The 25,087-nt window shown below is 68.2% G+C and carries 18 protein-coding genes and 1 pseudogene; 5 read left to right on the top strand and 14 right to left on the bottom strand.

Going from position 1 to position 25,087, the window contains the following annotated elements:
* Positions 1-9 precede the first annotated feature (9 nt).
* From TX88_RS26560 to TX88_RS26585, 6 genes and pseudogenes are all read right to left on the bottom strand, one after another.
* Entirely contained in the window at positions 10-306 is a 297-nt protein-coding gene (locus TX88_RS26560) for a WXG100 family type VII secretion target (protein WP_044521206.1), read from the bottom strand.
* A 4-nt stretch (positions 307-310) separates the two neighbouring features.
* Positions 311-772, bottom strand: a complete 462-nt coding sequence (locus TX88_RS26565; RefSeq protein ID WP_084622137.1) for a YbaB/EbfC family nucleoid-associated protein — start codon at positions 770-772, stop codon at positions 311-313.
* A 254-nt stretch (positions 773-1,026) separates the two neighbouring features.
* Positions 1,027-2,451, bottom strand: a pseudogene (locus tag TX88_RS35390) (MinD/ParA family ATP-binding protein); the annotation flags it as partial.
* 81 nt (positions 2,452-2,532) lie between these two features.
* Complete coding sequence (gene mycP, locus TX88_RS26575; protein ID WP_044521215.1) at positions 2,533-3,915, bottom strand: type VII secretion-associated serine protease mycosin; 1,383 nt, start codon at positions 3,913-3,915, stop codon at positions 2,533-2,535.
* Positions 3,915-5,348, bottom strand: a complete 1,434-nt coding sequence (gene eccD, locus TX88_RS26580) for a type VII secretion integral membrane protein EccD (RefSeq protein ID WP_049925399.1) — start codon at positions 5,346-5,348, stop codon at positions 3,915-3,917. The genes mycP and eccD (TX88_RS26580) overlap by 1 nt, the downstream gene beginning before the upstream one ends.
* Positions 5,345-9,343 (bottom strand): type VII secretion protein EccC, encoded by a 3,999-nt coding sequence (locus tag TX88_RS26585; protein WP_044521217.1) that lies wholly within the window; start codon positions 9,341-9,343, stop codon positions 5,345-5,347. The genes eccD (TX88_RS26580) and TX88_RS26585 overlap by 4 nt, the downstream gene beginning before the upstream one ends.
* A gap of 85 nt (positions 9,344-9,428) precedes the next feature.
* On the opposite strand from TX88_RS26585, the gene eccD (TX88_RS26590) reads away from it, so the two are divergent.
* Positions 9,429-10,889 carry a type VII secretion integral membrane protein EccD gene (eccD, locus tag TX88_RS26590; RefSeq protein ID WP_044522053.1) on the top strand — a complete coding sequence of 487 codons (1,461 nt, stop codon included), beginning with the start codon at positions 9,429-9,431 and terminating at the stop codon, positions 10,887-10,889.
* Here the strand turns inward: eccD (TX88_RS26590) and eccB are convergent.
* Positions 10,886-12,385, bottom strand: a complete 1,500-nt coding sequence (gene eccB / locus TX88_RS26595) for a type VII secretion protein EccB (protein WP_044521219.1) — start codon at positions 12,383-12,385, stop codon at positions 10,886-10,888. The two genes, eccD (TX88_RS26590) and eccB, sit on opposite strands and share 4 nt — an antisense overlap.
* 62 nt (positions 12,386-12,447) lie before the next feature.
* Here eccB and eccE point away from each other — a divergent pair, with 62 nt between their 5' ends.
* Positions 12,448-14,154 (top strand): type VII secretion protein EccE, encoded by a 1,707-nt coding sequence (eccE, locus tag TX88_RS26600; protein WP_044521220.1) that lies wholly within the window; start codon positions 12,448-12,450, stop codon positions 14,152-14,154.
* A 15-nt stretch (positions 14,155-14,169) separates the two neighbouring features.
* Entirely contained in the window at positions 14,170-14,856 is a 687-nt protein-coding gene (locus TX88_RS26605) for a DUF5336 domain-containing protein (protein WP_162563212.1), read from the top strand.
* On the opposite strand, the gene TX88_RS26610 is transcribed toward TX88_RS26605, so the two are convergent.
* Positions 14,786-15,922, bottom strand: a complete 1,137-nt coding sequence (locus tag TX88_RS26610; protein WP_044521228.1) for an acyltransferase family protein — start codon at positions 15,920-15,922, stop codon at positions 14,786-14,788. The genes TX88_RS26605 and TX88_RS26610 overlap by 71 nt on opposite strands.
* A gap of 48 nt (positions 15,923-15,970) precedes the next feature.
* On the opposite strand from TX88_RS26610, the gene TX88_RS26615 reads away from it, so the two are divergent.
* Positions 15,971-17,440: a glutamate-cysteine ligase family protein gene (locus tag TX88_RS26615; protein ID WP_044522054.1), complete on the top strand. Its 1,470-nt coding sequence runs from the start codon at positions 15,971-15,973 to the stop codon at positions 17,438-17,440.
* Positions 17,441-17,458: 18 nt separating this feature from the next.
* Complete coding sequence (locus tag TX88_RS26620; protein WP_044521229.1) at positions 17,459-18,139, top strand: class I SAM-dependent methyltransferase; 681 nt, start codon at positions 17,459-17,461, stop codon at positions 18,137-18,139.
* A 9-nt stretch (positions 18,140-18,148) separates the two neighbouring features.
* Here the strand turns inward: TX88_RS26620 and TX88_RS26625 are convergent, their stop codons facing one another.
* From TX88_RS26625 to egtA, 6 genes are read right to left on the bottom strand one after another with little or no spacing between them, the layout of a single operon-like run.
* Positions 18,149-19,729: an HNH endonuclease signature motif containing protein gene (locus TX88_RS26625; protein ID WP_044521235.1), complete on the bottom strand. Its 1,581-nt coding sequence runs from the start codon at positions 19,727-19,729 to the stop codon at positions 18,149-18,151.
* A 45-nt stretch (positions 19,730-19,774) separates the two neighbouring features.
* Entirely contained in the window at positions 19,775-20,890 is a 1,116-nt protein-coding gene (gene egtE, locus TX88_RS26630) for an ergothioneine biosynthesis PLP-dependent enzyme EgtE (RefSeq protein ID WP_044521236.1), read from the bottom strand.
* Positions 20,887-21,852 (bottom strand): L-histidine N(alpha)-methyltransferase, encoded by a 966-nt coding sequence (egtD, locus tag TX88_RS26635; RefSeq protein ID WP_044521237.1) that lies wholly within the window; start codon positions 21,850-21,852, stop codon positions 20,887-20,889. The genes egtE and egtD overlap by 4 nt, the downstream gene beginning before the upstream one ends.
* On the bottom strand, positions 21,849-22,541 hold the full coding sequence (gene egtC, locus TX88_RS26640) for an ergothioneine biosynthesis protein EgtC (protein ID WP_044521238.1): 693 nt from the start codon (positions 22,539-22,541) through the stop codon (positions 21,849-21,851). Before egtC ends, egtD begins: the two co-directional genes overlap by 4 nt.
* Positions 22,541-23,815, bottom strand: a complete 1,275-nt coding sequence (gene egtB / locus TX88_RS26645) for an ergothioneine biosynthesis protein EgtB (protein ID WP_044521239.1) — start codon at positions 23,813-23,815, stop codon at positions 22,541-22,543. Before egtB ends, egtC begins: the two co-directional genes overlap by 1 nt.
* Positions 23,812-25,083: an ergothioneine biosynthesis glutamate--cysteine ligase EgtA gene (egtA, locus tag TX88_RS26650; RefSeq protein WP_044521240.1), complete on the bottom strand. Its 1,272-nt coding sequence runs from the start codon at positions 25,081-25,083 to the stop codon at positions 23,812-23,814. Before egtA ends, egtB begins: the two co-directional genes overlap by 4 nt.
* Positions 25,084-25,087: the final 4 nt, after the last annotated feature.

Consider the following 25,087-nt stretch of genomic DNA (forward strand, 5'->3'; position numbering starts at 1 on the left):
CGGTGACCGCTACGGCTGGTCTTGCTGTTCGAAGGAGTCCGCGGAGCCCTTCAAGCCGTCCGAGTAGTAATCGAGCAGGTCGGTCTTGACCGCCACGGACCCGTCGACCCAATCCTTTTGCGCCAGATAGCCTCCGCCGCCTCTCGCGAACCCGTCACCCATCTTGTCGTCACCCCACGCGGCGCCTTCGGCGGCCAGATTGGATTGCAGGGACGACAGCACGTTCTTCATCCTGACGCTGACGTCATTGAGGTCCTTCGAGGTCGCCCGCAGGTCAGAAGGTCCGACACCGAGTTCGTCAGCCATCGATTCATCTCCTCACGGTGGGGAAGGCGGATTCATCCCGGTCGTCGTCCTCCGGCTCACCCGCTCGGACCGCGTCATCGTTGCCGTATACAGCTCTGGTCAGATCGCGCAGATCGGGCGCGCTGTCGACGACGTCGGACAGCGACGGCATCATCCGGCGCCGTTCCTCGATCGGCATCATCAGGGCAGCCGACCGCTGCGCCACGAGTTGCGCCGCGGACTGCGCGGCCTCTGTCACGTGGCCGCCGAGTTCTTCGAGTTCGTACTCATCGAGATACGTCTCGTCGATCACGGTTTCGACGACATGGCCCCGAGCGTCGACGGTCACCTCGACCAAGCCATCGGCCGCCTTCGAGCTGGCGGTGAGCTGCGCCTGCTCGCGCTGCACCGCCGCAATATCGGCCATCTGCTCTTGGACCAAGGCAAGCACCTCGGTCATCTGATGCCGGAGGGCATCGTTACTCATTCGGGCCAGTGTTCCAGATCCTCACAGGCACCGCCACGTTCTTTGCCGAATTCGATTACAGCCGACCATATTTGAGCGTACGAACAATTACGTCTGCGAAATTGCCATCGTCGCAATGCCACTCACACCGCAATTTGCCACCCGCGCGTAGATAACCGAGATTTACTCGGCAGTCCGCTTCCCACGCCGATAGCTCTCACACCCTTGACCGATGGGCGTGTTCTTTGCCTCCCCCGATCGTGAGGGCCAGGTGGTCACCCGTACTGGGGTGCGGCGCGCAGCCTGGGAAACTTCTCCGCAACGGCCGCAGCCAATTCCAGATACGCCTGGAGTGTGGCCGGATCCAGCAGGTCGAAGTCGACGTCGGCACCCTCTGCCAGATGCGGATCGAACGGGATCATGTGCACCGAACGGCATCGGGCTTGGAAGTGCTCGTAGACCTTGTCCAGTTTGAGTTTCGCCGATCCTGGCCGCGAGGCACTGAGTACCACGTGCGCTTCGCGGACCAGCGCGGAGTGACCGTGCTGCATCAGCCAGTCCAGCGTCGCCGATGCGCTGCGGGCCGCGTCGATCGCCGGGGAGCTGACCAGCACGATCGCGTGCGCCAGATCGAGCACACCCGCCATCGCGGAATGCATGATGCCGGTGCCACAGTCGGTGAGGATGATGTTGTAGTAGCGACGCAGGATGCTGACGGTGCGGCGGTAGTCGGATTCTCCGAACACCTCCGAAACCGCGGGTTCCTGTTCACTGGCCAGCACTTCCAGTCGGCTGCCCGCCATCCGGGTGTGGTTGCGGACGTCGGCGTAGCGCTCGATGTCGGGATCCGACAGCAGGTCCCGCACGGTGGACTGGCTCGACGCGTCCCGAACCCGTTCGGCCAGCGTCCCGCGATCCGGGTTGGCATCGACCGCGATGACCCGGTCCTGCCTCATCATCGACAGCGCCGAGCCCAACCCCAGCGTGGTCGTGGTCTTGCCGACACCACCCTTGATCGACAGCACCGCGATCCTGAAGTCGCCCGCGATCGGTTGACGGATCTGGGCCAGCAGGTCCTCGCGCTCACGCTCCCTGCGTGATTCACCGGGATTGACGTGACCCGCGCTCGCCAGATGTACAGCCCGGCGCCATCCGGAGTGAGGTGCGTTGCGGGCACGGTTGATGATTCCGGCGTCGTCGAGCGAGGGCGGCACCGGCGAGTACTGCGGCGGCGGCGCCGCGCCAGGCGGCGGCAGGAGCGGCGGCAGCGGGGGCATGAATCCCGGCGGCGGCAACGGCAGCGGAGGCAGCGGCGGTGGAGGAGGCGGCATCTGCGGGCCGGCCTCGGGCGGCCGCGCATGCCTTGCCGTCTCCGGCAACGGCGGAATCGGGATCAAGCCGGTCGGCGGCTCCGGCTGCGGTTCCGGGTCCGGCTCGGGTTCAGGCTCCCGAGCGGGCTCATCGAGTTCGAACCGTTCGGCGAACTCGCGCGACCCGATCGAGCTGTGCATCTGCCACGGAGGCGGGGCAAGCCGACGGGCAGGAGCCGGTGCCGGTGCAGGTGCAGGTGGTGCAGGAGGAGGAGATACCACAAAGGCGTCGGTCGTGTCATCGGCCGGCGAGGTGGCGGTGTGGGCCTGCCGGGCCGACCGTTGCGCCGCAATCTGTTCCAGCAACGCAGCCGCCCGGGCCTCCACCGCGTCCAATTCGCCAGGCGCCATGTCGTCGAGCGATGTGGGCTCGCCGATCGGCCGATTCTCGTCCGGCATCTTTCCCCTAACTCACCTGGTCCGCCGCCGGGCAGCAGCCACCGCCACCGCCGCCACCATCAACGCAAGACACGCCGCGGTGACGGTGAAGACGATCCTGCGCGCCCGCACATTACCCGGGTCGGGTTGCGGCGGCCCGCTGATCGGTGAAGCGGCAGTGACATCGCGGCCGTCGACCCCAGGCGTGAGCTGGTAGGTCAGTGCCGCGACTGGGTCCACGACTCCATAACCCGTGGCCTGGTTGGGTCCATTCCCCGGGGTGCGGGCCGTCCGTTCGACCAGATCCTTGACCTCACCCGCGGTCAGGCCCGGGTAACGCGACCGGATCAGCGCCACCACACCCGAGACGAACGGCGCCGCGAAGCTCGTGCCGTTGAGTGGGGCCAGCCCCTGCTGGCCGAGTTGTGCGTTGCTCAGACCAGGACCACCGGCGTCCAACGAGGTGACCCGTTCGCCCGGGGCGGCCACCGCCACCCATGGCCCGTGCAGGCTGAAGTCGGCAGGGGTGGCCGAGGTCGTCACGGCGCCGACGGTCAGCACGTAGTCGGAGAACCAGGCCGGGCTGGCAATGGTGCTGACGCTGTCCCAGCCGGTGTGCAGGGGCTGGTTCGGATCGTTCATGTTGTTCTGTGCCTTGCACATGCTCTGGGAGTTGAAGTTTCCCGCCGCAGCCACCACCACGACATTGCGTTCGTAGGCGTAGCGCACCGCAAGCCCGAGTTCCCGGTCGTCCATTCCGGCCGAAACCGGCGCGCAGGCCACCTCCGACAGGTTGATCACCGTGGCACCGAGGTCCACCGCCCGAGCGATCGCGAGCGCCAAAGTGTGCGTATTGCCGTAACCGATCGACGTCGCGTTGGGGTCGTCGTTCTGGCTGCTGCTCGTGCCCGCGACGCTGAAGGCTCCACTGTTCTGCCGGATCGACAGGATCGAGGCCTCGGGGGCCACCCCGGCGAAGCTGTCACCGTCGACGGGGGCCGCACCGATGATTCCGGCGACCAGGGTGCCGTGCGCGTCGCAGTCGACCAGGCCGTCGCTGTTCGACACATAGTCGCCGCCCGGTTCGAGCGCGGGAAGCCGGGGATGACGGTTGACGCCGGTGTCGATCACCGCCACCTTCTGCCCGGCGCCCCGCGAAAAGCGCCATGCCCTGCGGTATTCGAGCATTGCCTCCGCGCTGGTCTGCTTGGTGAAGTCAGTTCCCGGGAGTACGCCGGTGGGGACTCCGCAGATCGCCTTCTGCTCGGTCGGCTGAGCCGGCGCGACAGGCCCGTTCGGGGGCGGACCGGGTTCGACGACGGGCGGCGCCACCGCACCGGCAGGCGGCGCGCCGAAGCCCGCCAGCGCCACCGTCAGGACGACCGTCGCCACCGCCGCGTACCGCCGGGCGGTCATTAGCCGCCCAGCCGTTCGTACAGTCCGAGCGGCCACAACGCGAGTGGGATCACCGCGGCCACGGCCAGATACTCGAGATACACCGCGACGCTCCGGATCCGATGAGCGTAGGAGGCGGCGACCCCGCCCACCACCAGCACCGCGAGTACGACGACGCCGGCGAGCTGCAACGACCAGGCCCCGGTCTGGGCTTGCACACAGGCCACCAGCACCAGCATCACGGCAGGCACGGCGAGCGCGGCGCGTTCCGGCCAGGTCGTCGCCCGGCGGCTTCGCAGGGCCGGAACCGCAGCACAGACGAGGGCGAAAGCGAATGCCGCCCAACCCGTGTCGACCCGCATCAATGCGGTGGCGCTGATCAATGCGGTGGTTGCCGACCCGGCCAGCAGGCCGGAGCGGGTCAGCACCGCCGACTGCACCCGGTCCCACACCTGTTCCGCGCTCGGCATCGGGGTTGCCGCCGGGGCCTGGAGCGCCCCCGTCGTGAATGGGTCGTCCGTGCGCGCGGCGTCGTCCGAGGCCACCGGGTACTGGTCAAGCCGTGCCGTCAGCACCGGCACCGCCAGACACCCGAACACCGCCACCACGGCGGTGACCGCAGCCACCACCGGGATCGGCACGCCCAGCGCCCTGGCCGCGAATGCCGCCGTACCGAAGCCCAGCAGCACCGCCGCCGCGACGTAGGTCCAGTGGCCGGCTCCGATCACGCGGTGACATATCACCGTGAGCACCAACAACACTGCGCTCCCGACCGCCAGGCCGACCTCACCGTGCGGGGCCGCGAGCACCCAGCCCGCGGCGACGCCCACCGCGATCACCGGCGGGCCGACCGCTGCGGCGATGTCGCCCCTGCCGAGCGCTCGGCGCACGAGTGCGGCTGCGCCGACCAGCGCCACCGTCATCAGGGCCGCGGAGACCAGTATCAGCGGCCGGTGCGCCGACAACCCGGGGGCGAGCAGGAGAACGACCCACAAGGCCGCGCACAGCCACAACCCCGCGAAGGCCATCATCCGCGCCGCGGTGGCGCTCCACGCCGCGTAGGACGCGCGGTTCAGCCGGGCCGCCGCGTCCACCACGTCGTCGTACAACGTGGGCGGCGACAACGCCTGACGAGCCGAGAGACGCAACAGCTCACCGTTTTTCACCCCGGCTTCGCGCAGGGTCCGGTCGGGTTCCAGCACACCGCTGCCAGCCCGGCCCGCGCGGCTGAGCACCCAGAACGTCCGTCGCTCGTCCCGATCGGCCATGTCGTCACTGCGCTCGTCGTCCCGGGACTTGATCAACCGGGCCAGTTCCGGAAGGAACGCGGCCACCGGGACGTCGGCCGGCAGCGCGACATCGAGTTGGGTGCGCCCGCCGACCACAGACACCCGCAACGCCTCGGGTGCCGCGGACACCACGTGCACCGAGCGAAGCTCCTCGACGCCGGTCACAGGTCGGGCATCCGGGACAGTTGCACCACGCCGCTACGAGTGGTCCGCGAGACCAGCATGCCGCGACCGGGAGGCATGGCGCTGGCCTTGTGCCCGCCGAACAGGCCGCCCTCGTCTCTGCTTCCGCTCATCACCAAGCCGTTGCAGGACAGGTCTTTCAGACGTCCGACGATCGGGTCCATCATCGCCCGCCCGGCCCCGCCGCTGCGGCGGGTGACCACGACGCGCAGCCCGATGTCGCGGGCCTGCGGCAGGTATTCGACCAGCGGTCCGAGCGGATGGCTCAGCGAACCACCGGGGATCAGGTCGTAGTCGTCGATCATCACGAACAGGTCCGGGCCCGACCACCAGGACCGTTCCTTGAGTTGCTGCTGGGTGATGTCGTTGGGCGGCAGGCGATCTTTCAGGGCACCGGCCAGTGCCGTCATCAGATCGGTGCACGACTGCGGGGCCGTGGCGTAGCCGCCGAGGTATTCGTCGGGCACGACGCCCAGCATCGAACGACGGAAGTCGACCAGGATGATCTTGGCCTCCACCGGGCTGGCGTTCTCCATGACACCGGCGGCAATGTTGCGCAGCAGACCGGTCTTTCCGCATTCGGTATCGGCGAAGGCCACCAGGTGCGGTTGCGAATCGAAATCCAGAACCACGGGGGCGAGCTCTTCCTCGTTGATGCCGATCGCGATCCGGGCCTTGCTGAGTTGGCCGGAATCGCGGGCCGCGCGTACGACGTCGTCGCGGTTCACGTCGTGCGGGAGCATCCGCACCTTCGGCGCCTCCCGGTCCTGGTAGTGGGCACGCACCGCCTCGACGGCCCCGGCCACCCCGGCGGGCAGATCCTCCACCTCCGAACTGGAATCCAGTCGGGGCAACCCGATCAGGATGTGCAGGCGCTCGGAGTTGATACCGCGACCGGGCCGCCCGATCGGCACCAGTTCGGCGGAGCGGCGTGCCACCTCGCTGTCGATCGGGTCGCCCAGGCGGAGCTCGACGCGGGTACCGAGCATGTCCTTGACCGCCGGCCGGATCTCCATCCACCGCGACGCCGTGATGGCCAGGTGCACGCCGTAGGACAGACCCTGGATGGCCAGGGACTGGATCACCGGATCGAGCAACTCGAAGTCGCTCTTGATCGATGCCCAGCCGTCGATGACCAGCACCACGTCGCCGAATTTGTCCTGGCTCACCTCGCCCTTGGCCTTGCGCTGGCGGAAGTCGCGCATGGATTCGATGCCGAGTTCGCGGAACAGTTGCTCGCGGCTCCGCAGCACGCCGGCCACCTCGGCCACGGTGCGCCGGATGGCGTCGGCGTCCATGCGGCCCGCCACCCCGCCGACGTGCGGCAGTTTCGCCAGGCTGGTCAGGGTGCCGCCGCCGAAGTCCAGGCAGTAGAACTGCAACTGCTCAGGGGTGTGCGTGGCAGCCGCGGCCAAGATCAATGTGCGCAGCGTGGTGGACTTGCCCGACTGCGGCCCACCGACTACGGCCACGTTGCCCTGGGCGCCGGACAGGTCGACCATGAGCACATCGCGACGCTGATCGTAAGGCCGGTCCACCACACCCATCGGCATCCACAAGCGGCCGTTGAGGTTCTGCGGTGCCGACCAATCCGATTCTGGCAGAAGTTCGTTCACCGCGGGACTGTCGTCGAGCGGCGGCAGCCACACCTCGTGGGCGAGCCTGCCATGGCCGCGCAGCCGGCTGACCACCATGTCGAGCAGCGTGGTCTTGGTCGGACCGGAACTGACCGGCTCTGCCTCTGGTAGCTCCGAAGGCACCGCCACCCTCGCCGGCACCGCGTCCTTCTTCACCGGTGTGGCGGTGAACAGCTTGGGCGCCAGCGCGCCCAACTGGGCCACCCGGCCGGTGCGGGCCGATATCCGCGGCTTGACGTACTCTCCCGAGACGTAGCACGCGTTGAACCGGATCGGTTCGGAGGCATCGCATTTCAGGAATGCCGACCCTGGAACGCTGGGCAGGTGGTAGGCATCGGGCACACCGAGCACGCTGCGCGACTCGCCTGCCGAGAACGTCTTGAGACCGATCCGGTAGGACAGGTGCGAGTCCAGGCCGCGCAGCTTGCCCTCCTCCAGCCGCTGCGAGGCCAGCAGCAGGTGCATGTGCAGCGAGCGGCCCAACCGGCCGATCATCACGAACAGCTCGGCGAAATCCGGCTTCTGGGACAGCAGTTCGGAGAATTCGTCGACCACGATGAACAGTGCGGGAAGCGGTTCGAGGTCGGCGCCCGCCGCGCGGGCCCGCTCGTATTCGGTGACGTTGGGGAAATTTCCGGCGGAGCGCAGCAGCTCCTGGCGGCGGTTCATCTCACCGGCCAGCGCGTCCCGCATGCGGTCCACCATGGTCAGCTCGTCTTCGAGGTTGGTGATGATCGCCGCGATGTGGGCGATCCCGTCCAGACCGAGGAACGTGGCGCCGCCCTTGAAGTCGACCAGCACCAGGTTGAGCTGCTCGGGTGAGTGCGACGTGATCATCGACAGCACCAGCGTGCGCAGGAATTCCGACTTGCCCGACCCGGTGGCACCGATGCACAGCCCGTGCGGGCCCATGCCGCCCTCGGCGGCCTCCTTGATGTCGAGTTCGATGGGCTGCCCGTTGGGGGTGATACCGATCGGCACCCGCAGCCGCTCCCGCGGGGACCGCTGCCGCCAAATCTGTTCGGGCACGATGCCGGCGGCGTCGGGAATCTTCAGCAGTGCCATCAGTCCTGGGTCGACAGCCCTCGAATCGGCCTCCAGGCTGACGATGTGCGCGGCGTTCGCCGGCCGGTAGCGACCGATCCGCCGCGCCGTGGTCTCGGCCTCGGGAATGGTGATGGTGTCCGGGGTCGCGAACCGTTCCACACCGACGGCGGTCCGCGCGGCCACGTCGTCACCCTCGACGACCAGTTGGAGGCTGCGCCGGGCAGACGCCCCGGCACGCAGGCCGTTCAGGTCGAGCAGCGTCACGCTGTCCAGCCCGGCATCGGTGATCAACTGCTCGTCGCCGGTCACGAATCCGTCGTCCAGCACGACGACCAGCTGCTTGAGCCCCTGCGTCGGCTGCGAGTTACGCGTGAAGCGACCGCGTTCGGCCAACTCCGAAGACAGTGCCGTCTCCATCAGCTCGAGCGTGGGGAACAGCAACCGCATCGAACCCATGCCGTCGCGGGTCACCGCGTGCTGCGCGTGCGGCAGCCATTTGACCCAGCTCCAGTTCTCACCGTCCGGGTTGGCGGTGACAATGGCCACCTGCACGTGGTCGGGCCCGTGAAAGGTGCACAGTTCCAACACCATCGACCGCACCAGCTGCTGCGCGAGCCTGCGCTCGCCTTCGAAGGTGATGGTGGGGAACGCGCGCAGCGACACCGCGGTCGGCAGCGCGTGCACCACCGAATGGGTCTTGACGAACCGGCGCAGCGCCACCGTCGACACCGGTTCCAGGTCCTCGGGCGGGCCGGTCTCGGGCGCCATCAACCGCGTCGCCAGCCGGTGGGTCCCGATACCGACCCGGATGTGGCAGTAATCCGCATCGCTGGGCCGCCGCTCCCACATGCGCCGGGTACCGACGACATCGGTCAGCGCCCGCGGGTCGGGATGGCTCCATTCCAGCGCGGTGCGTTGTTCGGCTCCGGTGGTGTCGGCTTCCTCGCGAAGATTGGCGAGATAACTGAAGTAGTCCTTGCGTTCCTCGTTGAGCTCGGCGGCGGCTTTGCCATTGCGGTTCCCGCCGCCCATGAACATGCCGACCATCGACATGATCATCATCATCGGGAAGAGCAGGAACATCGGGCTTCTGGCCATGTCGCGGCCACCGACCGTGATCATCAGCGCGATCATGCCGATCACCGCGACCAGCATCACGAACGGCATCAGCCGCATCATCAGGTTTCCCGGGATCGCGCGCGGCACCTCGGGCGGTGGCGCCAGGTTGACCTCGCCGCCGGGCATCCGCGGCGGTGCCACCCGAAGGCGGCGGACGAACCCCTGCGTACTCAACCTTCCCTCCCCGGAAGCTGCTGGAGCCGGATGCTGGGTATTGTTCGTGTCGAGCAATCCCATTGCGCAGGAGGCCGACTGGATTGTGACCCTACTTGAGCCAGACCTCGAAGCCGAACCGGAACTGAGCCGACTGACCCTGGTGGTCGGCGAACTGAACATCGACGTCGGGCTGCCTGCACACGTCAGCATCGCCCAATACATCCCCGATGTCATCGATATCGCGAATGAACAGATCACCGCGAATGAGGCGATCGTCGAGTTCGCCGCCGCTGACGGGCAGTGGACATTGGCCCCGCTCGGCGGCGAACCGATCGCCCCGCACCTGTCGCTCGGCGAAGCAGGGGTCTACGACGGCGACCTGTTGATGATCTGCGCGGCGGGCCAGCCGGTCAGCCCGTTGCTGTTCGACGACGTCGACGACACCCAGAGCCCAGGGGCCGGGGCCGTGCGGAGCTGGTTCACGGACAACGCCAACGTGTTGGCCGGCTTCGGTGTCACCGCGGCCGCCGCGGTCACGCTGGCGGGCGTGCTGGCCCATTGGGCCGCCCAACCCGCGGTGCCCGCGGCAGTGCTCGCCCTCGGCGCGATGGGGGTGCTGCTGGCCTGCCTGGTGGCGCACCGGCCGGCCGCCACCGGCACGTCGGCCTGGATCGCCGCGGTGTCGACGCCGCTGGTCTTCGCCGGCTCGCTGTACCTGGTGCCCGACGGATCCGGCACCACCTCCCTGCCGATGTCGTTCGCCCTGACCGCGTTCGGCGCACTGCTCGTGCTCCTGATCTCCGGAAGCGGATCCGCCGTGTACACCGCGATCATCGCGGCGTGCACTTTCGGTGGCGTCAGTTCCACGGCAATGTTGCTGTGGCAGCCGCCCATCCGGACGGTGGGGGCTTTGCTCGCGACCGCGGCCGTTATCGTCGTCTACCTCGCTCCGCGGGTGACGATCGGGCTGTCGAAACTGCCGATCCCCCGGGTGCCGACGGCAGGCGAGCCGCTCGATGACATCGAGACCCAGGGCGGCACAACTGTCGAAGGCGTCAATGCCATCGGCAAACAGATCATCCCGACCGAGGAAGATCTGATCAGCCGCGTCCGGCGGGCCAATCAGCACCTCACCGGCATTCTCGTCGCCGCCGCCGTCGCGGCCCTGGTCGGCTGTTATCTGGCGGCAGACATCAGCAACGGGTTCTACTGGCAGGGCACCGTTTTCGCCATGATGGTGGCGACGGTGCTGTGTCTGCGCGGCCGTGGCCACCACGACCTGGTGCAGTCGGCGACACTGATCGGCAGCGGGCTGACCATCGCCGTCGCCGTGGTCCTCAAGACCGCGGTGAACGTCGAGGGCTGGGAGGCCCGCGCCGTGGTCGTGCTGCTCGCCCTGATGGTCCTGATCCTGGCGTGCGGGCTGGTCGCACCGCTGCGCGAGTTCTCCCCGGTGATGCGGCGTCAGGTCGAGATACTCGAATACATCGCCGTGGGATCGCTTTTCCCGCTGTGCTTCTGGATCATTCGCGTCTACGCGTTCTTCCGCGAGATGCGCCTTTAGCGGGTCGACACCTTGCTGCTGTCCGGGTCGGCGGCCATGCCGTCATGGGCGACCAGGGCCGCCTCCTGGGACAGCTCCGGCCCGGCCGGCAACAACGACAACACCGGCCACGGTGCCCACTGCGGTGCGTTGGCCGGACCGTCGGGAATCTTGACGCCGCTGACCCCGAGCACCTCGGCGGTCGGCAAATCCTTGATGTGGTACCGCACTCCGGTATCCGAGACGTAGAACAGCTGCCCCGTCGAGCGGCTGTCCGGATCACTGCCGGTGGCCTGCACATACTCGCCGGCACCCGGGGTCAGGTACACCGAGTCCGCCCCGGGCCCGCTGCCGTCGGCACTGGCCAGCCGAACCATCTGCGCGCCTTCGGCGGTCGGCAGCCGGTGACCGACCAGCAGCCGCACATTCGCACCGGCGTCGGTGTTGGACCGCTGCCAGCCCATGCACACCACCCGGTCCGGATTCGGCGGCACGATCCGGGGCGAAACCAGTGGGTAGTGGTCGATCGCCAACTTGTGCACGGTCGGCACCTCGGCCAGCGTCGCGGGCGCGATGTCATCGATCTCTCCGGTGGCCACCTCGCCGGACGCGCTGTAGCGGATGATGTCGGCGGTGGCCTGCGAGACAGGCTGCAGACCTTCGCGCAACACGACGTAGAGCTGTTCACCGCGGGAGTCGACGGATTTGACGATGGCGCCGACCGGATGGTCCGGCCCCAACGGACCGGGCTCCCCCGACCCCTGGATCTGCACCGGAGTGATCGGGTCGACCAGTGGGAAGGTGTTGAGCAGGGCCAACGACATCGGCCGGGTGGCCGCACCCTGCAGGTGAAGTCCGTTGACCAGAACCGGATCCGACACATCGATCGGGGCGCGTACGCCCCGGTAGACCAGGTACGTCGTCCCGCCGGTCTCGGTGAGGACGGCCTCTGCGGAATCGACCGGCCGGATACCGCCGTCGAGCACCGGATCGTTGGCCAGCACCGTGGTCTGCAGGCTGGGCGTGCCGGTGGTTTCGGTGACGGCCGGCATCAGCAGGTTGTCGCAGACGGTCCACGACGACAACGCCAAGTCGTCGCCGCGGTTGATACTGGCCGGTGCACCGACGATGCCGACCATGGGTCCGCGCGGTACGACGTCGAGGAACTTGTCGTCGACCTGCTTGGGGCTGTCGTTCTTGCCGACGATCAGCCGGGCCGACGCCAGGTTCAGCACGGGGTGGATCTGGTCCCCGATCCGGACGAACGGCGCACCGCTGGACTTGCTCAGCACGATCTGCGCGTCGCCGATGTTGGGCGCGGGCTTGAAGAACGCCATGACAGCCGCGGCGCCCGTGATCAGGACGGCGATCACCGCCCCCACGATCAGTGCCCGCATCTGGCCGCGCATCGGATCGTGGATCATCCGCGAATCGCCCCGGATGAGCGCGTGCTCAAGGCGGCGGATCAGGAAACGGTAGCCGTTCACCTGTGCGCGAGTGGTAACTTGCGCTGGCATGCGTAGTGTTTAGCACGTCCGCACCACCTCGAGATGAAGTCCGAGCGCCTATCCGAAAAGCGATGCGTCCATTGACTTTCGCAGCAAAGCTCGTCACCGCCGGTGATACTGGCCCGCAGCGGCTCTTTCCCCTGGTCGACCTGATCGTCCTGCAAATTGTCGTCGTCGTCGGCATCGTCGGCGCCCAGCTACTGGACCGGCCCGGCTGGCAGGGTGCGGTGGCGGGTCTGGTGGTGGCGTTGCTGCTGGTTGCTCCGGTCGTCCGGGGTACGACGGCACCGCGGGCGCTGGCGCTGCGCGGGAGGTTTCTGCGCCATCGGCGGCGACGCACCGGCAAGTCCGCGCCGGCTTCCCTGCCGACCGAGCCGTTCGACGTACCGACACCCGACGGACTGCAGATCGGATTCCGTTGGAACGGTTCGACTTTGCTGTCGTTGCTCAAGATCGACGAAAACCCCAGGGCTCTGACGGTTTTGGAGCCGGGGGTCACCGTTTCCGGCGAGATGGTTCCGGTGCAGGCCCTGCTGGACTGCCTGCGCCAGTTCGACATCACGCTCGAGTCCATCGACATCATCAGCCAGGGCGCCCGCTCGGCCGGTCACACCGACGTCGCCGCCGTCTACGACTCCGTGCTGGGCCCACTGCCCGCGATCGCCCAGCGCACCGTGTGGATTGCCGTGCGGTTCAACCCGTCGCGCTGCGCGGAGGCGGTGCGGCGCCGTGGCGGCGACCGCGACGGCATCCTGCGCGCCGCCACCACCGCGACCCGGCGCGTCGCCAATCGGCTGGCCGAGGCGGGCCTGCAGCCCCAGTTCCTGTCGGCGAGCGGCATCGCGGCGGCCACCAACCAGCTCAGCGACGGCGTCAACCTCGGCACCGTCGAGGAGACCTGGGAGGACTGCAGAGAAGGCCACTTCCGCCTGTCCAGCTTCGCCGTGCAGCCGAACATGCTGACCACGGCCGGGCTCGGGCTGTTGTGGACCGTGCCCAGCTACTCCACCACGGTGTGCCTGTCGCTGCGTGAGGCCCCCGATCACGGCGCCGACGACGATCTGGTCCAGGTCCGTGGACTCGTCCGCTTCGACAGCGACGTGCGCGTCCCCACCCAGTTGCGCGGGCTCGTCCCGCTGCACGGTCAGCAGTTTTCCGCGCTCGCTGCGACGCTTCCGATCCCGGAGGTTCCCGGCGCCCGCCACATCGAGCACTGGGCGTCCGGTCTCCGCGGCGACGCGCTGAGTGATCTGGCCCTGCCCGCTTCGGGCTGCGGTCAGGTGATCGGCGCCGACCAGGAGGGCCGCGCGGTGGCGCTGCCGGTGTTCGGGCCGCAGATCCGCCGGGTCGAGATCGTCGGCACTCTGCATCTGGCCCAGCAGGTGGTGTTGCGCTCGCTGGCCCTGGGTGCCCGGGTGCTGGTGCACAGCCGGCGGCCCGCGTTCTGGCGCGACATGGTCGAGGTCGTCGGGCGCCATGACCTGCTGTGGGTTGCCGACTTCAACCGGCGCGCCATCCAGGCCGGTGCGGAGCGCAACTACACCGTCGAGATGTTCGACGGTGTACCAGAGCAATCGGTCCGGATCGGGGTGACGACCATGGCGCTCGCCCCGCCGAACACCCGGCCTTCCGATCAGGCCGACGTGGTCCTCGACCTGATCTCGCTCGAACACGACACGGTCAAGGTGAGCACCCAGGCCGGCTCGGCGGTGGTCACGATGGTCGCCACCGATGACGAGATGCGTTATCTGAGAGCATCCGCGAACAGCATCGACTGATGTGAAGGAGTGATCGTGGTCAATTCACCGAGCCGCAACCTGTCGATCGCGGTGGTGGTGCTGGGTCTTGCCGGCTACTGCGTGAGTTTCGGACCGTCGGCCGACGGCGGAGGCAACGACTGGCACGTCAGGTTCGCCGTACTGGCCGGCCTGGCGGCCGCAATCGGCTTGCTGCCCAAGCAGACTGCCATCCCATGGCTCACCGCCATCCTGGCCGCGGCGGGTTTTCTCGATGCCTTGTCGAACGTCCTGACCTCCTCGGGGTGGGTGCTGACCACGATCGCGGTACTCAACGGATTGCAGACCGTGGCGGCCGTCGCGGCACTGTGGCTGGCGCCGGAGACGCCGACGGCCAATGCCGCCGGTGGGTACGAGGCCTACCTCGACTACTACAACCAGGCCGTGCAGCAGTACTACCAGCAGGGCGCGGTGGCACAACCGGATGCGTCGCAGCGCAGCGGTTACGGCCAGGCATATGCCCAGTCTCAAGCCACTCAGCAAGCACCCCAGTACGGCGACTACGCCGATCTACTGTCGCCGCAACAGGATTACGGCCGGACCGCTGCCGCTGCACCCGCCCAGTCCGGCGCCGCGGTGGCCCCACCGGGACGCGCGGGTGCCGGTCCGGCCACTAGCCGCGCGGCCGAGTCAGCCGATGGAGCAGCCACGCCGCAGGCACCGTGGCCACCAACGTCACGATGAACAGCACGGTGGCCGAACCGGTGTAGACGTTCCAGCCCAGCACGAACTCCATCACCAGGTCCATGGCGACCACGTGCAGCAGGAAGACCTCGTAGGAGATCTCGCCCAGCCACACCATCGGCCTGCTGCCCATCAGTCGCGCATAGAGGCCGTCCCCATCCAGCGCCAGCGGGGCCACCACGAGGGCCGCGATGATCGCGTAGAACATCGTCTTGGCCAGGTCCTCGGTCAGGTCGAGGGATACCGCGGTGGTGATCCCGGCGATCGGGGTCGAGACCACCAGATAGCAGGCCAGTGCCAGGGGCAGCGCCGCCATCGCATAGCAGCGCACGCCGATCGCGCTCAGCACGGCGAGCATCATCCCGCCGATGAACCAGACCAGATAGTGCGGCAGCCATGCCCCACCGCCGACCGGCATCCATTCGGTGTTGTGCAGCAGCACCAACCACAGCGGGCTGATCGCGGTCAGTGCAGTCAACCCGGCGAGCAGCAGTGCGGGTCGAAAACGTCTGCGACACAACACCACCAACAGCAGGTAGGCCATGAGCGGCAGCACCGCGTAGAACGCGACCTCCACCGCCAGGCTCCACATCTGGCTCAACCCCTGGTGCAGGTAGTCCGTGAAGTAGTTGTCGCTGTAGATCTGGGTCAGCGTCAGGTTGCGGAGCAGGCCCGCCCAGGTGTGCCCGGGATTCGGCTGTACGGGCCGCAGTTCGTAGACGCCGTAGACGATGAGGACCGTGACGACATAGGCGGGCATGATGCGGCGGAACCGATTTCGCGCGTAGCGCAGGGTGCTCGGCGCGTCGGCCCCCGAGGCAGCCGCCTGCACCCAGGGCCGGAACAGCAACAGACCCGAGAGCACGAAGAAGATCGCCACCCCCACCTCGAGGCGGGCGCTCATCAAACCCAGGTACCCCTGGGACAGCAGGCCGGTGCCGTACGCCGCGTGGGTTCCCATCACCGTCAGCGCGGCCACCGCGCGCACTCCGGTCAGCGACGCGACGCGATCGGCGTGCGAGACCTGCTCGAGCCCGCCCTGGTCGTCCTCAACCGGTGAGGTCATTTGGCCATTCTGCTGCGCGCGCGGCCGTTCGCGTTGTTGCATCGCGGTGTGGGTGAAGAGGTCAAGAACACCGAGTTCAGCCGCGCGCACCGGCAGGAGTACCGGCGCAAGGTGCAGCTGTGCCTCGACGTGTTCGAAACCATGCTGGCCCGGTCGAGTTTCGAGTTCGAGCGCCCGCTCACCGGCATGGAGATCGAGTGCAACCTCGTCGACAACGAATACCAGCCCGCGATGACCAACCAAGAGGTGCTGGCCTCGATCGCCGATCCGGCCTATCAGACCGAATTGGGCGCCTACAACATCGAATTCAACGTCCCACCACGACCGCTGCCCGGCCGGGCCGCGCTGGAGCTGGAGGACGAGGTGCGGCGCAGCCTCAATGCCGCCGAGGTCAAAGCCAGCGAGGACGGCGCGCACATCGTGATGGTCGGCATTCTGCCGACGCTGATGCCCGAGCATCTGTCGGACGGTTGGATGAGCCAGTCGACGCGGTATCAGGCGCTCAACGACTCGATCTTCACCGCCCGCGGCGAGGACATGCCCATCGACATCTCCGGGCCGGAGCGGCTGAGTCTGCAGTCGGCGTCCATCGCGCCGGAATCCGCATGCACCAGCATGCAGCTGCACCTGCAGGTCTCCCCCGCCGATTTCGCCCGGAACTGGAACGCCGCCCAGGTGCTGGCCGGACCTCAGCTGGCGGTCGGCGCCAACTCGCCGTACTTCTTCGGCCATCAACTGTGGGCCGAGACCCGCATCGAGCTGTTCACGCAGTCCACCGACACCCGTCCCGATGAGCTCAAGGCTCAGGGGGTGCGCCCACGCGTCTGGTTCGGCGAGCGGTGGATCACCTCGATCTTCGATCTGTTCGAGGAGAACGTGCGGTACTTCCCGTCGTTGCTGCCAGAGCTGACCGACGAGGATCCGGCCGCCGAGCTCGCGGCGGGCCGGGCACCTCAGCTCGCCGAGCTGCGGCTGCACAACGGGACCATCTACCGGTGGAACCGCCCGGTGTACGACGTGGTGGACGGCGTTCCCCATCTGCGTGTGGAGAACCGCGTGCTGCCTGCCGGCCCGACCGTGGTGGACATGCTCGCCAACGCGGCGTTCTATTACGGCCTGCTGCGGACGCTGTCCGAAGAGGACCGGCCCCTGTGGACCAAGATGAGCTTCGCCGCGGCCCACCACAACTTCGTCGAAGGCGCCCAACACGGTCTGGACGCCCGGCTGTACTGGCCCGGTCTGGGCGAGGTGACGCCCGATGAGTTGGTGCTGCGCAGGCTGCTCCCGATGGCGCACGACGGGCTGCGCCGCTGGGGTGTGGCAGGGGAAGTGTGCGACCGGTATCTGGGGGTCATCGAGGGCCGCGCCAAGACCGGGCAGACCGGATCGACCTGGCAGGTCGCGACGGTGAAGAAGCTGCAATCACAGGGGTTGACCAGGCCCAAAGCGCTGGCCGAAATGTTGCGGGAGTATGTCCAGCGGATGCACAGTAATGAGCCCGTCCATACCTGGGATTGAGGCGCGTACGTTGGAGCCATGACATCTGGACAGGTCTTGGACTGGGATGGCGCGTACAAGGGGGAAGCAGGTTTCGAGGGCCCGCCACCGTGGAATATCGGTGAGCCGCAGCCCGAGCTTGCAGCGCTGCACCGGGCCGGGAAGTTCGAAAGCGATGTGCTCGACGCCGGCTGCGGGCATGCCGAGTTGTCGCTCGCGCTGGCCTCGGACGGCTACACCGTCGTAGGCCTGGATCTGAGCCCGACGGCGATCGCCGCGGCCAACAATGCCGCACAGGTGCGTGGGCTGTCGGCGGCGAGCTTCGCCCAAGCCGACATCACCTCGTTCACCGGTTACGACGGCCGGTTCAACACCGTGATCGACTCGACCCTGTTCCATTCCCTGCCGGTCGAAGGTCGCGACGGCTACCTGAAATCCATCCACCGGGCCTCGGCACCGGGTGCGCACTACTACGTGCTGGTGTTCGCCAAGGGCGCGTTCCCGGCCGAGTTGGAGACCAAGCCCAACGAGGTCGACGAGGACGAGCTGCGGGCGGCAGTGTCCAAGTACTGGGAGGTCGACGACATCCGGCCGGCGTTCATCCATGCGAATGCGGCTGGATTGCCCGTGGACGCCCCCGTCGAACTGCCGCAGCACGCGCTCGACGAGAAGGGCCGCATCAAGTTCCCGGCGTTCCTGCTGACCGCGCACAAGGCCTGACCCACCCGCTCAGAACGGTGGGTCCTCCGGGGCCGGCGGCGGTGGCGGAGGCGGCTCCCAGTCCGGGGGTAGTTCCTCGGGTTCGAATGGGTCGTTGATCCAGGCGCAGTACGGACTGGTGCTGGGCTCATCGCCTTTGAAGAATTTCAGGGTGGCCCGCATCCGGTTGCGGTTGCGCCGCCGATCCAATTCCTGTCGGCGGGCCGCTTGGGTACGGCGGTAGGCCTTGTTGACCGGGCGGAGCCGCCGGTTCTTGGCGCGGGTCTGTTCGATACGCGCCGCGCGGCTGAGAGTCCGGGGCCGCTGCGGGCTGGGCTGGCCGCACGGCGCGGGGCTGAAGCTGTTGAACAGATCCGCTCCGCCCGGCGTCGTGCGATACGTCTTGCCGCTCGGCGACGTCCACACCACGGTGCCGTCCGGGTACTGCTCATCGCTCCACCCGCCAAAAGTCTTGAGCCGGTGATGAAAACGGCAGAGGCATTTCAGGTTGGCCGGGACAGTCAGCCCACCGCGAGATGGATCGCTGTGGTCGAACGGCACCGTGTGGTCGATGTCGCAGTCCTCGGCCGGGTGCTCGCAGCCCGGGAAGCGACACGTCAGGTCGCGGCAACGGACCCAGCGCTGGACCGACACCGTCGGCTGATAACGCAGCGCGGCCGCAGCATCCACGTCCGGCTCGGTCACCAGCCTCGTTGTGGCTTCGGCAGCGAGCTCCCGCACCTGCTCGGCGTCGACCACCCCGAAGCCACACACATACCCGGCCGCCGTCCCGGCTCCGAGGACCGTGTCACGTTCGGCGATCACGTTGACCACCACCTTGACCGGTTCTGAAGGCTCGTTCGTCGACCGGACCGGGCACTCCGCGCGGCCGCACTCGCATGACAGCTCTCGTCCCTCGGCCAGGGCCTCGATCGCATCAGAGCGGCGCTGGTCGTTGCTACGCGGATCTTTCGGGCACAGCCTGGCTGACATTTCCGAAAGCTTTGAGTCAAAGGTCAATCCGGCACGAGTCGTGACGATGGCGTCGATCTTGGCTGTGCCATCCCCGCGTGCGCTGACCTTGACCCTGCGGCGCTTGGTCGCGTGTTCGCGTTCACAGATCGCGGCCGGGTCCAAGGTCTGCACCTTGGCATCCACGGTGGTGGTGATGCGCCCGTCCGACCAGCACTGCCACCCGGTAATCCGCTGCGCCAGGTCCTCGTCCAGCTGCTCCATCACCCTCGGCGAGACGAACCGGGTCCGGGTGATGACGATTTCGACAGTGCGCCAATCGGTCTGACCGTCACTCAATAGTGCGGCCAATCGGGGCAGCCGGTCGCGCAATGCCTCGGCCTGCCCGACAAGCCGGCTGGCGGCGCCCGACGTCAGGTTCAACGCCGCCCCCACCTCAGCGCTCGCGCGGGCGAACCCAGTCAGGATCATGTAGTTCGGGTGCACACCTTCGACATTCAGTTCGGCGGTGCGCTGCGCCAACAAGTCCGCCACCGCCGCCATCCGGGTCGCGATCAACCGCGCCTCGGCACGCGCACTGTCAGTTAGCGCGTCCACGAGCCGACCCGGTGCCGCCGGATCGAACTCGATATCGAACATACGTTCGAGTGTAGTCCGCGCCACTGACAATTGCTGGAAAACTGGCTAAGGCACGTCCCGCAACACCTCGGCGAACTGCTCCAGATCCTCGGCAGTCGTGTCGACATGCGGCGAAACCCGCAGCACCGGCTTGGCCATCTCGAACGGAGCCCGCGCGAGTTCACATGCGGTGGTGACGATTCCGCGCTCGGCGATCAGCCAGGCCCGCACCGCAACCGGATCGGCACCGTCGGTCGGTTCGAGCGTGGTGATCGCGGTTGGTTCATCGACGGCTTCCACCACCCGCCATCCGGGCACCGCGGCCAGAACCTCCCGGGCTGTGCGGCCCACCTCGGCGAGCCGGCCGCGCACGCTATCCGGTCCGGCGGCCAGATGTTCACCGAGCGCAACCGAGTATCCGACGCGGGTCGCGGCATTGTGCTCACCGTGCTCGAAGCTCGCCAGCACGCTCACCGGAACATCCCACGACGCCGGAGGCACGCGTCGTTGTAGCCGCCCAACAAGTTCCGGCCGCACGGCCAGGAAACCCACCCCACGCGGCCCGGCCAGCCATTTGCGCGATGACGAGTAGATCGCGTCAGCACCGACGCTGCAGTCCAGATGCCCGAATGCCTGCGCGGCGTCCACCGAGATCGGGACCCCTGCCTCGCGGCACACCGCGACCATCTCAGCCAGGGGCTGAGCCACGCCGCGGTGGCTGGCCAGCGCCGTGAAATGCACCAGTGCCGGCGGATCGGAGGCCAGCACGCGGGCCGCCTCGTCGAGATCAACCCGGCCATCCCCGTCAACAGGCAAGGCACGCACCTGAAAACCGTTGGCGGCCATGACCGCGAGGTTCGGCCCGAACTCGCCGGGCAGGCAGGCCAGCGTGCGCTCCCCCGCCCAGCTGCCGAGCAGCAGGTCCAGGGAGTGGTTGGAGCCCGTCGTGTAGACCACGTCAGCGGCATCGAGCCCGGTCAGTGCCGCCACCGCGGCCCGGCCCGCAGCGAGCACAGGCACTGCCGCCTCCGCAGCCACGTAGCCGCCGACCTCGGCCTCATGGCGGGCATGTGCGGCGACGGCATCGATCACCGCGAGGCTCTGCCGCGAGCAGGCGCCACTGTCGAGGTGCAGTCCGGCGACCTTGGGGCGAGCGTCCGCCCACTGCTGCGCGAGGCTCACTTCACCGCCAGCGACAGTCCGAAGTCACCGGCATCATCGGTCCACCAATGGGTCTGCCGGAGGCCGGCTCTCGCCAGTTCATCGGCCACCCCGTCGGCGCGGAACTTGCAGGACACCTCGGTCAGCATCTCCTCACCGGCACCGAATGCGACATCGAGATCCAGACCGGCAATCCTGACCTGCTGCGGCGCGTCCGCCCGCAGCCACATCTCGATCCGCTCCTCGTCGGCATTCCATTTCGCCACGTGCTCGAAGGCGTCGAGGTCGAAATCTGCGTCGAGCTCACGGTTCACCACCGACAACACATTGCGGTTGAACGCCGCGGTGACGCCGGCACTGTCGTCGTAGGCGCGGACCAGCCGGTCGGTGTCCTTGACCAGGTCGGTGCCCAGCAACACGCTGTCCCCGGGCTGCAGGGTCTCGGCCAGGGACGTCAGGAAATCCGCGCGCGGACCGGGTGTCAGGTTGCCGATCGTCGAACCGAGGAACGCGACCAGGCGACGCCCCACCGACGGGATCTTGCCCAGGTGTTCTTCGAAATCACCACATACCGCGTCGATCTCGATGCCGGGATACTCCTGGCCGATGGCGTCACCGGCAGCACGCAGCACGCTGGCGTCGACGTCGAACGGGATGAACCGGCGCAGCTGCCCGCCGTCGCGCATGGCGTCGAGCAACATCCTGGTCTTCTCGGAAGTGCCGCTGCCCAGCTCGACGAGGGTGTCGGCCCCGGCGGCCTCGGTGATCTCCGGCGAGCGGTCCCGCAGGATCTGCGCCTCGGTGCGCGTCGGGTAGTACTCGGGCAGCCGGGTGATCTGGTCGAACAGATCGCTACCAACCGAATCGTAGAACCACTTGGGCGGCAGCATCTTCGGCGACTGGGCCAGCCCCTCGCGCACATCGCGACGAAGCGCGGTGGCAGCGGAATCGGCCGCCAGATAGTTGGACAGGGTGAGCGTCATACCGAACCTTTCAGTGGGGTGAGCTCGACATGCGAGTCAGAGACGTGCACCAGATGGCGGTCCGGGATGTCGGACCAGCCGGGATCGTCGTCGTAGGGTTCACTCGCGAGCACGACGCCATCCGGCAGTCGCAGCATCGACAAGGTGTCGCCCCAGGTGGTGGCCACCATACGAGAACCGTTGGCAGCCAGGATGTTCAGCCGGGCATTCGGATCCAGCGCGCCGACTTCGGCAATCGTCTGCCCCAGTGCGTCCAGACCCCGCTGGAAGATCAGCGCGGCCAGCACCGCACTGTCCACGACGGATTCGGCCTCCCCGGTCAACGGCAGCACCGCCCGGTCGACCACCCCGTTGTGCGAGAGCAGCCAGTGTCCGTCGGTGAACGGCGCCGAGGCCGAGGGTTCGATCGGCATGCCGATGGTCGCCGAGCGCACCGCGGCCACCACGCACCCACTGCTCAACGCCGGTGCGACCGAGGCGAAGGAGGCGTCGCCCCACAGCGGCTTGTCGCTGCGCCACCGCCGGGGCACGCCCTCATCGAAAAACCCTGCACCCCAACCATCGGCATTCATCAGTCCGTGTTTCTGGCGACGCGGCGCATACGACTGCACCAGCAGGCCCTGCGGCGGGTCCAGCACCAGTGAGGCCACCGATCGCGGTGCGCCCAGCCATCCGATATGCCGGCACATCAGACGTCCCAGGCCAGCCGCACGCCGGAGAAGATCTGGCGCCGGATCGGATGGTCCCAGTTGCGGAAGCTCGGCCGCAGGATGTCGGCGGACACCGCCCACGAACCGCCGCGCAGGATGCGGTAGTCCCCGTCGAAGAAAGGTTCTGTGTAGCGGTCGTACACCATCGGCGTGAAGCCGGGCCACGGCCGCAGCGCGGACGTGGTCCATTCCCAGACGTCACCCAGCATCTGCTCGACGCCGTAGGCCGATGCACCGGCCGGATACGCACCCACCGGGGCGGGCCGGCGCGCGTCGCCGCCGAGGTTGGCCAGCGCATCGGTGGGTTCGGAAGTGCCCCATGGGAATCGGCGTCGGCTCCCCGCCACCGGGTCCCAGGCGCAGGCCTTCTCCCATTCGATTTCGGTGGGCAGCCGGGCTCCCGCCCAGGCGGCGTACGCCTCGGCCTCGAAGAACGTCACGTGCTGGACCGGTTCGTCGGCCGGGATCGTCTCGATGTGGCCGAACCGGGTGCGGGTGCCATCGTGCCCCCAGAACTCGGGTGCCGTCAGCCCCGCCTCCTGACGATGCGCCCAACCGGGCTCGGACCACCATCGCCGCTGTTGATAGCCGCCGTCGTCGATGAACTCGCGCCACTCGGCATTGGTGACCGGCACCCGCCCGATGGAGAAGGCAGGCAGCTCGACGGTATGCGGCGGACGCTCGTTGTCCAGCGAGTGCGGTTCGGTGAATTCGTCCACCCCGAGCACGAACGGGCCACCCGGGATCAGCACGGAAGTGCCTGCCGCTCCGGCCCGACCGGCCGGCAGCGCGCTGCCGGTGTCGAACAACGGCGGTCCGGCCCGCAGGTTCAGCGCCTGCAGCATGGTCTCGTCGTGCTGGTTCTCGTGGCTGATCACCAACCCGAAGTTGAACCCCGAGTCGTCGGCGTCAAGGGATTCGAGGGCATCGAGCGCGCGGGACCGCACCGTCGCGCAGTATGTGCGCGCATCGGTGGGCGGCAGCAGGGGCAGGTCGACGCGACTGGCCCGTGTGTGCACGAAGGCGTCGTAGAGCCGGTCCACCTCGGGGGTCAGCATGCCCGGACGGTCCGGGTTGCCGCCGCGTAGCAGCCACAGCTCCTCTTGCTGGCCGATGTGGGCGAGATCCCAGACCAGCGGGCTCATCAACGGGCTGTACTGGCGATGCAGTTCGGCATCGTCGAAGTCGACCAGGCCCAAGGTGCGTTCCCGCGCCCTGGTGAGCTGCTGTGCCAGCGTCTCGCGTGTGGTCAAAGCTCGCCCTTCACCAGTTGGCTCATCGCAGAAGCGATTCCGTGAGTCACCACCTGGTCGGCGAAATCGTCGGCCGGGCAGCGCCCCTCCTGGACCGAACGCGTCAACTGCGCCATCGATTCCGTCAACTCCGCCGGGGCCCGCTCCGCCGCGGCCGAGACGCACGCGACGGCCGCTTCCTGCAGGCGGCGATCGGCCAGCCCGATCCGGGCGGCCCGGTCCCAAGCGGTGGCCACCGGCGCGGTCGCCTCGGTGGCGATCGCGGCGGCCCCCGGATCATCCAGGAGAGTCGTCGTCATGAACACCACGGCGGGCCACAGGGCGTCCGGAACGCTGTCGAGATAACGGATCTCCAGCCAGCGCCGCGGCCGGACCGGGGGGAACAGTGTGGTCAGGTGGTACTCGAGATCGGCTTCGGTGGGGCGGCGGCCGCCGAGTACCGCGCGTCCGTCGGCCCAGTCGGCGAACGGGACCCAGTTGGTCACTGGAACGGCATCCGGGGTGTTGACGAGCATCACCGGCGCCCGCAACGCATAGCGCGCCCAGTCACTGGCCGGATCATCGCCGTCGGCGCCCGGGATCGGGCCACAGCGCGCGGAATCCAGCTGCCCCCACACCCGCTGCCGTGACGACTGCCAGCCGGTGAACTGCCCGCCGAGCATCGGCGAATTCGCGGTGATGGCGATCATCGTCGGGCCGAGCGCGTGCGCCAGCCGTACCCGCTCCGCCCAGCCGTCCCGCGGACCGGCGTCGAGATTGACCTGAACGGAGGCGGTCGACGTCATCATGGCTGCGCCGGGTTCGGCCGATCCGCTGGCCGCGAAGAACTGCTCCATGGCCTGATAGCGCGGGCCCGGGTTGACCCGCTGAGTGGGCCGGACCGGATCGGCACCCAGCAGCACCAGGCCCAGACCGCGGCGTTCGAACTCCGCGCGCAGCACGGCCCGGTCGGCCAGCAGTGCGGCGATCGCGGCCGACGGTCCGTCGGCCGGCGGACCGGACAGTTCGACCGCGCCCCCGGGTTCGACGGTGATACGGCTGCCACCGGGCAGCGCGGGCACCGCCGCGATGACCTCGGAGAGCTCCTCCCACCCCGGACGCCGCAGTGGATCGTCGAGGTCGAAACAGTGCGCCTCGATCTCCAGACCGACCTGCCCGACCGGCCCGTCATCGAGGCAGTGCGCCCCGATGAACGCCGCGGCATGTTCGGCGCTGGTGAACTCGACGGGAGTCAGACGGGCCGCATCAGCCCTGACGGGTACTGCCATGGCA

Origin of the sequence: Mycolicibacterium septicum DSM 44393 (genome assembly GCF_000455325.1) — a bacterium.
Lineage (GTDB): Bacteria > Actinomycetota > Actinomycetes > Mycobacteriales > Mycobacteriaceae > Mycobacterium > Mycobacterium septicum.